Here is a 13,491-nt window from a genome sequence, read left to right on the forward strand (position 1 = left end):
AGAAAACGAGGTGGCTATTGATGAGACAAAGTCAAGGGTTTATTCCGACATTGCGCGAAGTGCCGGCGGACGCGGAAGTGAAAAGCCATCAGCTCCTGTTGCGGGCCGGCTTCGTCCGCCAAAGCGCAAGCGGCGTCTACACGTTTTTGCCGCTCGGGCAACGTGTTTTGCAAAAAGTGGAAGCGATTATTCGTGAGGAGATGAATCGCGCCGGAGCATTGGAGCTTCTCATGCCTGCTTTGCAGCCGGCTGAGCTTTGGCAGCAGTCCGGGCGCTGGTATTCGTATGGACCGGAGCTCATGCGCCTGAAAGACCGTCACGAGCGCGATTTCGTTCTCGGACCGACACACGAAGAGATGATTACTACGATCGTTCGCGATGAAGTGAAAACGTATAAGCGGCTGCCGCTTATCTTGTATCAAATTCAAACGAAATTCCGTGATGAAAAACGTCCGCGTTTCGGGCTGTTGCGCGGTCGCGAGTTCATCATGAAAGATGCGTATTCATTCCACACATCGCAGGAAAGTTTGGACGAAACGTACAATAAAATGTATGAAGCGTACGCGAACATTTTCCGCCGCTGCGGCTTAAATTTCCGCGCTGTCATTGCTGACTCCGGAGCGATGGGCGGCAAAGATACGCACGAGTTTATGGTGCTGTCTGATATTGGCGAGGATACGATCGCTTATTCCGATGCGTCCGACTATGCGGCCAACATTGAAATGGCACCGGTCGTCACTACGTATGAAAAAAGCAGTGAGCCGCTGGTGGAACTGAAAAAAGTGGCGACCCCGGAGCAAAAAACGATTGCTGAAGTTGCTTCGTATTTGCAAGTAGCACCGGAACGTTGCATTAAATCGCTTTTATTTAACGTTGATGGCCGCTACGTGCTCGTTCTGGTGCGCGGCGATCATGAAGCGAATGATGTGAAAGTGAAAAATGTGCTTGATGCGACTGTCGTGGAGCTGGCGACACCGGAAGAAACAGCACGAGTGATGAACTGCCCGGTTGGTTCGCTCGGCCCGATTGGCGTCAGCGAAGAGGTGACGATTATCGCCGATCATGCTGTCGCGGCGATCGTAAACGGCGTCTGCGGCGCCAATGAGGAAGGATACCATTATACGGGTGTCAATCCAGACCGCGATTTTGCCGTCAGTCAATATGCGGATTTGCGTTTCGTCCAAGAAGGCGACCCTTCTCCGGATGGCAACGGGACGATCCGCTTCGCTCGTGGCATTGAAGTTGGACATGTGTTTAAGCTCGGTACGAAATATAGCGAGGCGATGAACGCCGTTTACCTCGACGAAAATGGTCGGACACAGACGATGATTATGGGTTGCTACGGCATTGGCGTCTCTAGGCTCGTTGCGGCGATCGCCGAGCAGTTCGCCGATGAGAACGGGCTTGTATGGCCGGTTTCGGTCGCACCGTTTCACGTTCATTTGCTGACGGCGAACGCGAAAAGCGATGAACAGCGCATGCTGGCTGAAGAGTGGTACGAAAAACTCGGACAGGCCGGATTTGACGTGTTGTATGATGACCGTCCGGAACGGGCCGGGGTGAAGTTTGCCGACAGCGATTTGATCGGCATCCCGCTCCGCGTCACCGTTGGCAAGCGGGCAAGTGAAGGTGTGGTCGAAGTAAAAGTTCGGAAAACAGGCGAGACGTTTGACGTGCCGGTCGGTGAGCTGATCGAAACAGTGCGCCGTCTTTTGCAAGGATAAACGAACGGCGCCGGCGAAAAAGAACCCGCTTCTTTTTTCGCCGGCGCTGTTGCCGTTTGTATGGTATGATAGAGAAAGAGAAATGATTTCGTTGAGAGGGGAAGTCATGGTTACGAAAGAACAAAAAGAGCGGTTTCTCGTATTGCTCGAGCAGCTGAAGATGACGTCGGATGAATGGATGCCGTACTTTCGAGAGGCGGCCATTCGGAAAGTCGTGATTGATAAAGAGGAAAAAAGCTGGCATTTTCATTTTCAATTGGCGAACGTGCTGCCGGTTGATGTGTACAAGTCGTTTACGGACCGATTGGCAGCCGCATTCCGTCATATCGCTGCTGTCCGTCATACGATTTATGTCGAAGAGCCGCATGTGACCGAAACGGATGTGCAGGCGTATTGGCCGCTTTGCCTTGAACAGCTGCAAGAAGGCGTGTCGCCGCTCGTCGATTTGCTTAGCCGGCAGACGCCGGCGGTGAAAGGAAACAAGCTCTTTGTCACCGCCCGTCATGATGCAGAAGCGTTGGCCGTCAAGCGGCGATTCGCCAAAAAAATCGCGGATGTCTACGCTTCGTTTGGGTTTCCGCTCCTTCACCTCGAAGTCGGCATTCAACCGGCCGAGCAGGAAATGGAGCGGTTTTTGGCGCAAAAACAGCAAGAAGATGAAGAACGAGCGCTCGCCGTGCTGACGGATTTGGCGAAAGAAGAAGAAAAAGCGGAAGCGGCTTCTCCGTCCGGCCCGCTTGTCATCGGCTATCCGATCCGCGACGAGGAGCCGGTGCGTCCGCTTGAGACGATCGTCGAGGAAGAGCGACGTGTCGTTGTGCAAGGGTATGTGTTTGACGCTGAAGTGACCGAACTCAAAAGTGGCCGTACGCTGCTGACGATGAAAATCACGGATTATACGAACTCTATTGTTATCAAAATGTTCTCGCGTGACAAAGAAGACGCTGCACTGATGTCCAGCGTGAAAAAAGGCATGTGGGTGAAAGTGCGCGGCAGTGTGCAAAACGATACGTTCGTCCGCGATTTAGTCATTATCGCTAATGACTTAAACGAAGTGGCGGCGAACGAACGGCGCGATACGGCACCGGAAGGCGAAAAACGAGTCGAACTCCATTTACACACACCGATGAGCCAAATGGATGCGGTCACTTCAGTGGCGAAGCTCATTGAACAGGCGAAAAAATGGGGGCACCCGGCGGTGGCCATCACCGACCATGCCGTCGTTCAATCGTTTCCGGAAGCGTATAGTGCGGCGAAAAAACACGGCATGAAAGTGTTGTATGGGATGGAAGCGAACATCGTTGATGACGGAGTGCCGATCGCCTACAACGAGGCGCACCGCCGCCTTTCCGACGAGACGTATGTTGTCTTTGACGTCGAAACGACCGGATTGTCGGCTGTATACAACACGATCATCGAGTTGGCGGCGGTGAAAGTCAAAGACGGTGAAATCATCGATCGGTTTATGTCGTTTGCCAATCCGCACCATCCGTTATCGGTGACGACGATGGAATTGACGGGCATTACCGATGAGATGGTGAAAGACGCCCCGGATGTCGAAGAGGTGCTTCGCCGCTTTATCGATTGGGTTGGTGATTCGACGCTTGCCGCCCATAACGCTAGCTTTGACATCGGCTTTTTAAACGCAGGGCTCGCCAAAATGGGGCTTGGCAAAGTCATAAACCCGGTCATCGATACACTTGAACTCGCCCGTTTTTTATATCCGGATTTGAAAAACCATCGTCTCAATACGCTTTGTAAAAAGTTTGACATTGAATTGACACAACACCACCGCGCCATTTATGACGCCGAGGCGACCGGGCATTTGCTGATGCGGCTGCTGAAAGAAGCAGAGGAACGAGGCATTTTGTATCACGATGAGTTGAACAGCCGCACTCATAGCGAAGCATCATATCGGCTATCGCGCCCGTTTCATGTGACGTTGTTGGCTCAAAATGAGACGGGGTTGAAAAATTTGTTTAAGCTCGTTTCGCTGTCACACGTTCAATATTTTCACCGTGTGCCGCGCATTCCGCGCTCGGTGCTTGTTAAGCATCGCGATGGCTTGCTTGTCGGTTCAGGTTGCGACAAAGGGGAGCTGTTTGACAACTTGATCCAAAAGGCGCCGGAGGAAGTGGAAGAGATCGCCCGTTTTTACGATTTCCTTGAGGTGCATCCGCCAGCGGTATACAAGCCGCTGATTGAGATGGACTATGTCAAAGATGAGGAAATGATCAAAGATATTATTCGCAGCATCGTCGCCCTCGGCGAGAAGCTTGATATCCCGGTTGTCGCCACCGGCAACGTTCATTACTTGAATCCGGAAGATAAAATTTACCGGAAAATTTTAATTCACTCGCAAGGTGGAGCGAACCCGCTCAACCGGCACGAGCTGCCGGACGTGTATTTCCGCACAACGGATGAAATGCTTGACTGTTTTTCGTTTTTAGGGGCGGAAAAAGCGAAAGAAATCGTCGTCGACAATACACAAAAAATCGCCTCGTTAATCGGCGAGGTGAAGCCGATTAAAGACGATTTGTATACGCCGCGCATCGAGGGAGCGGACGACGAAATCCGGGAAATGAGCTATCGGCGCGCGAAAGACATTTATGGCGATCCGCTGCCGAAGATCGTCGAAGAGCGGCTCGAAAAAGAGTTGAAAAGCATCATCGGCCACGGTTTTGCTGTTATTTATTTAATTTCTCATAAACTGGTGAAAAAATCGCTTGATGACGGCTATCTCGTCGGTTCGCGCGGGTCGGTCGGCTCGTCGTTTGTCGCGACGATGACGGAAATTACCGAAGTGAACCCGCTGCCGCCGCATTACGTCTGCCCGAACTGCAAACACTCCGAGTTTTTTAATGACGGCTCAGTCGGCTCGGGCTTTGACTTGCCGGATAAAAACTGCCCGCAATGTGGGACGAAGTACAAAAAAGACGGGCACGACATTCCGTTTGAGACGTTCCTCGGCTTTAAGGGTGACAAAGTACCAGATATTGACTTGAACTTCTCGGGTGAGTACCAGCCGCGAGCCCACAACTATACGAAAGTGTTGTTTGGTGAAGACAATGTCTATCGAGCCGGGACGATTGGCACAGTTGCTGACAAAACGGCATACGGATTTGTCAAAGGCTATGCGAGCGACCATAACTTAGAGCTGCGCGGCGCAGAAATCGACCGGCTTGCGGCCGGCTGCACCGGGGTGAAACGGACGACCGGGCAGCATCCGGGCGGCATTATTGTCGTTCCAGATTACATGGAAATTTATGACTTTACGCCGATTCAATATCCAGCCGATGACACGTCATCAGAGTGGCGAACAACCCACTTTGACTTTCATTCGATTCACGATAACTTGTTGAAGTTAGACATTCTTGGACACGATGATCCGACGGTCATTCGCATGTTGCAAGATTTAAGCGGTATTGATCCGAAGACCATTCCGACCGACGACCCGGATGTGATGGGTATTTTCAGCAGCACTGAGCCGCTTGGTGTCACGCCGGAGCAAATTATGTGCAACGTCGGCACGATTGGTATTCCGGAGTTTGGCACGCGCTTTGTTCGACAAATGTTGGAAGAAACGAAACCAAAAACGTTTTCCGAGCTCGTGCAAATTTCCGGTTTGTCGCACGGCACCGATGTCTGGCTCGGCAATGCACAAGAGCTCATCCAAAACGGGACGTGCACGTTGTCGGAAGTGATCGGCTGCCGCGACGACATTATGGTATATCTCATTTATCGCGGGCTTGAACCGTCGCTGGCGTTTAAAATTATGGAATCGGTGCGCAAGGGGAAAGGGTTGACGCCGGAATTTGAAGAAGAAATGCGCAAGCATGACGTACCGGAGTGGTACATCGATTCGTGCAAAAAAATCAAATACATGTTCCCGAAAGCGCACGCCGCCGCCTACGTTCTTATGGCGGTGCGCATCGCCTATTTCAAAGTGCACCATCCGCTCTTGTATTACGCGTCATACTTTACGGTGCGGGCGGAAGATTTCGATCTTGATGCCATGATCAAAGGCTCAGCCGCCATCCGCAAGCGGATTGAGGAAATTAATGCTAAAGGCATCCAGGCTACCGCGAAGGAGAAGAGCTTGCTCACTGTGCTTGAAGTAGCGCTAGAAATGTGCGAGCGCGGCTTTACCTTTAAAAATATTGACTTGTATCGTTCGCAGGCGACCGAATTTGTCATTGATGGCCATTCACTCATTCCGCCGTTTAATGCCATCCCGGGGCTCGGGACGAACGTGGCACAAAACATTGTGCGCGCCCGCGAAGAAGGGGAGTTTTTGTCGAAAGAAGATTTGCAGCAGCGTGGGAAAGTATCGAAAACACTTCTTGAGTATCTCGAAAGTCGTGGCTGCCTCGACTCACTTCCGGATCATAACCAACTGTCTCTGTTCTGACGGAAGGTTTTTCGTTGCAATATATTTCCGAATGTGTTATAGTTTTAGTGGAATTGGCAAAGATAATGACAAGCAAAGAGTGGGGAAACCCACTCTTTCGTCTTGAATTGGCATCTGTCTTTCGTTCATTCCCCGCCCTGTGCAGGGGATTTTCTCATTATGCCACACGCCCATGTTTGCTCGATAAGGAGGAAAACGATGAGCAAAAAAGTGACAGAAACGGTCGAACAGCTTGTCACGCCCATTTTAAACGAGATGGGATTAGAATTAGTAGACATTGAATATGTGAAAGAGGGAAAAAACTGGTTTTTGCGTGTTTTTATTGATTCAGACGATGGGGTCGATATTGAACAATGCGGCGTCGTCAGTGAAAAGTTGAGCGAAAAGCTGGATGAGGTTGATCCGATTCCGCACAACTACTTTTTGGAAGTCTCGTCGCCAGGGGCGGAGCGACCGTTAAAAAATGAAAAAGACTTTGTCAAAGCCATTGGAAAACATGTATATATCAAGACGTATGAACCCATTGCAGGAGAAAAGCAGTTTGAAGGTGAGTTAACCGCTTTCGATGGAACGACCGTCACGCTGTCGGTCAAAGACCGCGGGCGGCAAAAAACAGTCGCCATTCCGTATGAAAAAGTGGCGAGCGCAAGACTAGCCGTCATCTTCTTCTAATAATAAAAGGGGGATTTTCGTTTCATGAACACGCAGTTGCTTGAGGCGTTAGCCGATCTGATGCGGGAAAAGGGCATCAGCAAAGAAGTCATCATGGAAGCGATTGAAGCAGCGCTCGTTTCAGCGTATAAACGCAACTTCGGCCAGGCGCAAAACGTGCGCGTCGATTTAAACATGGATACAGGAACGATCCGGGTGCTCGCTCGCAAGGATGTCGTTGAAGAGGTAACCGACCCGCGCCTTGAAATTTCTCTTGAGGAGGCGCAGCGGCTCAATCCGAACTATCAAATCGGCGATGTCGTCGAACTGGAAGTGACGCCGCGTGATTTCGGCCGCATCGCGGCGCAGACGGCGAAACAAGTCGTTACCCAGCGCGTGCGCGAAGCGGAGCGGAGCATTATTTACGCTGAATTCGTCGACCGTGAAGAAGACATTATGACCGGCATCGTCCAGCGCATTGACCCTCGCTTTGTCTATGTCAGCCTCGGCAAAGCGGAAGCGCTCTTGCCGGCGAATGAGCAAATGCCGAACGAAACGTACAAACCGCACGATCGGCTGAAAGTATACATTACGAAAGTGGAAAAAACGACAAAAGGGCCGCAAATTTTCGTCTCCCGCACTCATCCGGGTTTGTTAAAGCGGCTGTTTGAGCTTGAAGTGCCGGAAATTTACGATGGCACGGTTGAAATTAAATCGATTGCCCGTGAAGCCGGCGACCGTTCGAAAATTTCCGTTCATTCCGACAATCCGGAAGTCGATCCGGTTGGTGCCTGCGTCGGGCCGAAGGGGCAGCGTGTACAGGCGATCGTCGATGAGCTGCACGGCGAAAAAATCGATATCGTCCGTTGGTCGGCTGATCCGGTCGAATTTGTCGCCAACGCGCTAAGTCCGGCCAAAGTGCTGCGCGTCATCGTGAATGAAGAACAAAAGGCGACGACCGTCATTGTCCCGGACTACCAGCTGTCGCTTGCCATCGGCAAGCGAGGCCAAAACGCCCGGCTGGCCGCGAAATTGACTGGCTGGAAAATTGACATTAAAAGCGAATCAGAAGCGCGGGAAATGGGCATCGACCCGCATGCGCCATCCACTTCGCTTGATTTCGACGGCGTGACGGCCGATAATGAAAATAGTGATGAGAGCGGTCAACCATTTGATGCAACGGCGGAAATCGAGTGAGGGGGAATGAAGATGGCAGCGCAAAAGAAAATTCCGTTGCGCAAATGCGTCGTCACCGGAGAGATGAAGCCGAAACGGGAAATGGTGCGCATCGTCCGCTCGAAAGAAGGAGACGTATCGATTGACCCGACTGGCAAAAAGGCGGGGCGAGGTGCGTATATTACACTCGATCCGGAATGTATTTTGCAGGCGAAAAAGAAAAATATTTTGGCCCGCCATTTAAAAGCTGATATCGCCGACGCGCTGTATGATGAACTGCTTGCCTTGGCGGAAAAGGAGAAACAGGCAGGATATGAAAAATAGCCGCTGGGCATCGCTGTTAGGGTTGGCGCAGCGGGCCGGAAAAGTCGTTTCCGGCGAGGGGCTTGTCGTGAAGGAAGTGCAACGGGGCAAGGCGCGGCTCGTCTTGCTCTCGGAAGACGCGTCGGCCAATACGGAAAAAAAAGTGACCGATAAATGTACGTTTTATGGTGTCCCGCTTTGCAAAGTGCCGGACCGGTATACGCTCGGCGGCGCGATCGGCAAAGACGCCCGCGTCGTTGTCGCCGTCACCGACGAAGGGTTCGCGCGCCAATTGCAAACGATGCTCGACTGATCTTTATGGGGGTGAATGTATGTCGAAAATGCGTGTGTACGAATACGCCAAAAAACATAATGTGCCAAGCAAGGACGTTATTCATAAATTGAAAGAAATGAATATTGAAGTGAACAACCATATGACTATGCTCGAAGCCGATGTCGTCGAAAAGCTCGATCATCAATACCGCGTGAACTCAGAGAAAAAAGCGGAAAAGAAAACGGAGAAACCGAAGCGGCCGACGCCGGCGAAAGCCGCCGATTTTGCCGACGAGGAAATGTTTGAGGACAAGAAAGAAACGGCAAAGACGAAGCCGGCGAAGAAAAAGGGAGCAGTGAAAGGAAAGGAAACGAAAAAAACAGAAGCACAGCAGCAAGAAAAGAAACTGTTCCAAGCGGCGAAGAAAAAAGGAAAAGGACCGATGAAAGGCAAAAAACAAGCTGCCCCAGCCTCAAAGCAGGCGCAGCAGCCGGCGAAAAAAGAAAAAGAGCTCCCGAAAAAAATTACGTTCGAAGGTTCGCTCACGGTAGCCGAATTGGCGAAAAAACTTGGCCGCGAGCCGTCGGAAATCATTAAAAAACTGTTTATGCTCGGCGTCATGGCGACGATTAACCAAGATTTAGACAAAGATGCGATCGAGCTCATTTGCTCTGATTACGGAGTTGAAGTCGAAGAAAAAGTGACGATCGATGAAACGAATTTTGAAACGATCGAAATTGTCGATGCACCGGAAGATTTGGTGGAACGGCCGCCGGTCGTCACGATTATGGGGCACGTTGACCACGGGAAAACAACGCTGCTTGACGCAATCCGCCACTCGAAAGTGACCGAGCAAGAGGCGGGCGGTATTACACAGCATATCGGTGCTTATCAAGTCACGGTCAACGGCAAGAAAATTACGTTCCTCGATACGCCGGGGCATGAAGCGTTTACGACGATGCGGGCGCGCGGTGCGCAAGTGACGGATATCGTCATCCTTGTTGTTGCTGCTGATGATGGGGTCATGCCGCAGACGGTCGAGGCGATTAACCACGCCAAAGCGGCGAACGTACCGATTATCGTCGCCATTAACAAAATGGATAAGCCGGAAGCAAACCCGGATCGCGTTATGCAAGAGTTGATGGAGTACAACCTCGTTCCGGAAGAATGGGGTGGCGATACGATTTTCTGCAAGCTGTCGGCGAAAACCCAAGACGGTATTGACCATCTGTTGGAAATGATTTTGCTTGTCAGCGAAATGGAAGAACTAAAAGCGAACCCGAACCGCCGCGCGCTCGGTACGGTGATCGAAGCGAAGCTCGATAAAGGGCGCGGTCCGGTAGCGACGTTGCTCGTCCAAGCCGGTACGCTAAAAGTCGGTGATCCGATTGTTGTCGGAACAACGTACGGACGCGTGCGCGCGATGGTCAATGACAGCGGTCGGCGTGTCAAAGAAGCGGGTCCGTCGATGCCGGTCGAAATCACAGGGCTTCATGATGTGCCGCAAGCCGGGGACCGCTTTATGGTATTTGAAGATGAGAAGAAAGCGCGACAAATCGGAGAAGCGCGGGCACAGCGGCAGCTGCAAGAGCAGCGGAGCGTGAAAACGCGCGTCAGCTTGGACGATTTGTTTGAACAAATTAAGCAAGGTGAAATGAAAGAGCTGAACTTGATCGTTAAGGCCGACGTCCAAGGATCGGTCGAAGCGCTTGTCGCCGCCTTGCAAAAAATCGATATCGAAGGCGTGCGTGTGAAAATTATCCACGCGGCGGTCGGCGCCATTACGGAGTCAGACATCTTGTTGGCAACGACCTCGAACGCGATCGTCATCGGTTTTAACGTCCGTCCGGACACCAATGCGAAGCGGGCTGCCGAATCAGAAAACGTCGACATCCGCCTCCACCGCATTATTTACAATGTCATCGAAGAAATTGAAGCGGCGATGAAAGGGATGCTCGACCCAGAATATGAAGAAAAAGTGATCGGTCAGGCGGAAGTGCGGCAAACGTTCAAAGTGTCGAAAGTCGGCACGATCGCCGGGTGCTACGTCACCGACGGCAAAATTACCCGCGACAGCAAAGTGCGCCTTATCCGTCAAGGCATCGTCGTGTACGAAGGCGAAATCGACTCGCTCAAACGGTATAAAGATGATGTGCGTGAGGTGGCGCAAGGATACGAATGCGGCGTGACCATCAAAAACTTCAACGATATTAAAGAAGGGGACGTCATCGAGGCGTACATCATGCAGGAAGTGGCTCGCGCATGATCGGCTTCGCCTCATGCGAATGCATCATCTACAACGCCCAGTCGCTAAAAGACAAACGGGCTGTCCTTCAACGGGTGATGACAAGAATCCGGCAAAAATATAATGTTTCTGTAGCCGAAATCGATTATCAAGATGCATGGCAGCGGGCGAAAATCGGCCTCGTTGCCATTGCGTCAAGTCGGCTCGCGACCGAGCGGGAACTTGAGCGGGCGCTGGCTTTGATCGACTCGTTTCCCGAATTGGAGCGGGCGGTGACATCATTTGAGTGGTTGTAATCGAGGTGATGGGTGATGAACATACGGGCAACTCGCGTTGGTGAGCAAATGAAAAAAGAGTTAAGCGATATTATCGGCCGCAAGCTGAAAGATCCGCGCATCGGCTTTGTCACCGTAACCGATGTGCGCGTCACCGGCGATTTGCAGCAAGCAAAAGTGTATATTAGCGTTTTCGGTGACGACGAGCAACGGGAAAACACCCTAAAGGCGCTTGAGAAAGCAAAAGGGTTTATCCGCTCGGAAATCGGTCAGCGCATCCGTCTGCGCAAAACGCCGGAAATTTTGTTCGAAATCGATGAAACAATCGAATACGGCAGCCGGATCGAGCGGCTGATCCGGCAAATTTCCGACGAGGACGGCCGCGATTCCGAAGAGGTGAACGATGAACCGAAAAATGGATAGACGAATCGTCTATCCATTGCCATTAGTGAGTATGACACGGAAAGGGTGCGCCGATGGACGGGGTATTGCTACTCAATAAACCGAAAGGGATGACGTCGCACGATTGTGTGGCGAAAGTACGACGCCTGCTGGGCATAAAAAAAGTCGGTCATACCGGCACGCTCGACCCAAACGTGTCTGGTGTGCTGCCGATTTGCCTTGGCAAGGCGACGCGCATCGCCGAATTTTTAACCGGAGCGACAAAAACATATGAAGGGGAAGTGACACTTGGCGCAGCGACGTCGACCGAAGACGCCGATGGTGACATCATCGCCGTCCAGACGGTTGACCGGACGATTGCGCGTGCGGAGATCGAAGCGGTATTCCGCAGCCTCACTGGGGATATCGAACAAACGCCACCGATGTATTCGGCGGTGAAAGTAAACGGCAAAAAACTGTATGAATATGCGCGTGCTGGCATCGAAGTCGAACGCCCAACGCGGCGTGTGACCATTTACGAGCTTGAGCTGCTTGATGAACGCGAGCAATTCGTCGGGGAAACAGTGTCGTTTCGCTTCCGTGTCATGTGCAGCAAAGGCACGTACGTCCGCACGCTCGCTGTCACCATTGGCGAGCGGCTCGGCTATCCGGCTCATATGTCCGATCTCATCCGCACAGCGTCTGGGCCGTTTCAGCTGGCTGATTGTGTGACGCTTGAAGAGGTCGAGCGCCGGGCGGCTGACGGGACGGTCGATGCCTTGCTAATTCCAATCGAGCAAGCGCTTTTTCATTTGCCGAAATACGAAATCAGTGATAAAGTAGCAGAGAAAGTGAAAAACGGGGCGCTGCTTCGTCTCCCCGCCTTTTTGCAGGAGCTTGACGGGCCGGTTCTGCTCGTGACGCCCGAGCGGGAGGCGATGGCCCTGTACGTGAAGCATCCGGCCCGCCCCGGTGTGATGAAGCCGTTGAAAGTGTTTCGTTAATGCCGGGCGAAATGCGGAAATAAAGAAGGTGGATCATGGACATGGAAACAATATTTATTTCGCATCCGCACCACTTTGAACGCCAAGCGCTTCCCCCAACGGTGATGGCGCTCGGTTATTTTGATGGCATTCATCTTGGTCATCAAAAAGTGATCACTACCGCGGTCGAGATTGCCAAACAACGCGGGTATGAAAGCGCAGTGATGACGTTTCATCCTCATCCATCCGTTGTGCTTGGCAAACAGCCGGAGCTTCGCCTGATCACCCCGCTCGGCAAAAAAGAGCAGCTGATCGCAGCGCTTGGGGTGAATCGGCTATATATCGTCGAATTTACGCCCGCATTCGCTGGGCTGCTGCCGGAACAATTTGTCGACCAATATTTGGACGAATTCCATGTAAAACATATTGTCGCCGGCTTTGATTTCACTTACGGGCGGTTTGGAAAAGGAACGATGGAGACGATGCCGCTTCATGCGCGCGGCCGCTTTGAGCAGACCATCATTCCAAAGATGACCGTCGACGGTGAGAAAGTGAGTTCCACACGCGTGCGGAAGCTGATTGAAGAAGGAGCGGTCGAACAGCTTCCCCGCCTGCTTGGTCGCTTTTACGACATCGAAGGAACGGTCGTCACCGGAGAACGGCGCGGGCGGACGATCGGGTTTCCGACGGCGAACATCGCTTTAAACGGCGATTATTTATTGCCGGCCATCGGCGTCTATGCTGTCAAGGCGACAATCGGCGGGCAAGTATATGAAGGAGTGGCCAACATCGGTTACAAACCGACGTTCCATGAGACGCGTGAAGGGTTGCCGAGCATCGAAGTGCACTTGTTCGAATTTGCCCGCGACATTTACGGGGAAACGGTAACGATTGAGTGGCACCGCCGCCTGAGGGGCGAGCAAAAGTTTGCGAGCGTCGCTGAGTTGACTGCGCAAATCGCCCGTGATAAAGAAGAAGCGAAGAAGTATTTCCACAGCTTAGGCGAAAAGACTTGCATTTTGCCGGAAAAAGAGGTATTCTAATCAATGTATGCGAACCGTTGCTTGG

General features: G+C 52.0%; 11 protein-coding genes. All 11 read left to right on the plus strand.

All coding sequences use genetic code 11. From position 1 onward, the window contains the following. The first annotated feature begins 20 nt into the window (after positions 1-20). The 11 genes from DSM465_RS0101715 (at position 21) to ribF (ending at position 13,466) form a co-directional block, all read left to right on the plus strand. Complete coding sequence (locus DSM465_RS0101715; protein ID WP_029760482.1) at positions 21-1,724, plus strand: proline--tRNA ligase; 1,704 nt, start codon at positions 21-23, stop codon at positions 1,722-1,724. A 106-nt stretch (positions 1,725-1,830) separates the two neighbouring features. Continuing rightward, entirely contained in the window at positions 1,831-6,135 is a 4,305-nt protein-coding gene (locus tag DSM465_RS0101720; RefSeq protein WP_029760483.1) for a PolC-type DNA polymerase III, read from the plus strand. A 198-nt stretch (positions 6,136-6,333) separates the two neighbouring features. Beyond that, complete coding sequence (gene rimP / locus DSM465_RS0101725; protein ID WP_008878548.1) at positions 6,334-6,807, plus strand: ribosome maturation factor RimP; 474 nt, start codon at positions 6,334-6,336, stop codon at positions 6,805-6,807. 24 nt (positions 6,808-6,831) lie between these two features. Continuing rightward, on the plus strand, positions 6,832-7,983 hold the full coding sequence (gene nusA / locus DSM465_RS0101730; protein ID WP_008878547.1) for a transcription termination factor NusA: 1,152 nt from the start codon (positions 6,832-6,834) through the stop codon (positions 7,981-7,983). 12 nt (positions 7,984-7,995) lie between these two features. Continuing rightward, complete coding sequence (gene rnpM, locus DSM465_RS0101735; protein ID WP_029760484.1) at positions 7,996-8,286, plus strand: RNase P modulator RnpM; 291 nt, start codon at positions 7,996-7,998, stop codon at positions 8,284-8,286. Continuing rightward, positions 8,276-8,578, plus strand: a complete 303-nt coding sequence (locus tag DSM465_RS0101740) for a YlxQ family RNA-binding protein (protein WP_008878545.1) — start codon at positions 8,276-8,278, stop codon at positions 8,576-8,578. Before rnpM ends, DSM465_RS0101740 begins: the two co-directional genes overlap by 11 nt. A 19-nt stretch (positions 8,579-8,597) precedes the next feature. Next, positions 8,598-10,805 carry a translation initiation factor IF-2 gene (gene infB / locus DSM465_RS0101745; RefSeq protein ID WP_029760485.1) on the plus strand — a complete coding sequence of 736 codons (2,208 nt, stop codon included), beginning with the start codon at positions 8,598-8,600 and terminating at the stop codon, positions 10,803-10,805. Next, positions 10,802-11,080: a DUF503 domain-containing protein gene (locus DSM465_RS0101750; RefSeq protein ID WP_008878543.1), complete on the plus strand. Its 279-nt coding sequence runs from the start codon at positions 10,802-10,804 to the stop codon at positions 11,078-11,080. The genes infB and DSM465_RS0101750 overlap by 4 nt, the downstream gene beginning before the upstream one ends. A 15-nt stretch (positions 11,081-11,095) precedes the next feature. Then, a complete protein-coding gene (gene rbfA, locus DSM465_RS0101755) occupies positions 11,096-11,482 on the plus strand; it encodes a 30S ribosome-binding factor RbfA (RefSeq protein ID WP_008878542.1) in 387 nt (128 codons plus the stop codon). A gap of 53 nt (positions 11,483-11,535) precedes the next feature. Continuing rightward, positions 11,536-12,444, plus strand: a complete 909-nt coding sequence (gene truB / locus DSM465_RS0101760; protein WP_008878541.1) for a tRNA pseudouridine(55) synthase TruB — start codon at positions 11,536-11,538, stop codon at positions 12,442-12,444. A gap of 35 nt (positions 12,445-12,479) precedes the next feature. Beyond that, positions 12,480-13,466, plus strand: coding sequence for a bifunctional riboflavin kinase/FAD synthetase (ribF, locus tag DSM465_RS0101765; RefSeq protein WP_029760486.1), 987 nt, complete (start codon positions 12,480-12,482; stop codon positions 13,464-13,466). The last annotated feature ends 25 nt before the right edge of the window (positions 13,467-13,491 follow it).

Source organism: Geobacillus thermodenitrificans subsp. thermodenitrificans DSM 465, from assembly GCF_000496575.1.
Taxonomy (GTDB): domain Bacteria; phylum Bacillota; class Bacilli; order Bacillales; family Anoxybacillaceae; genus Geobacillus; species Geobacillus thermodenitrificans.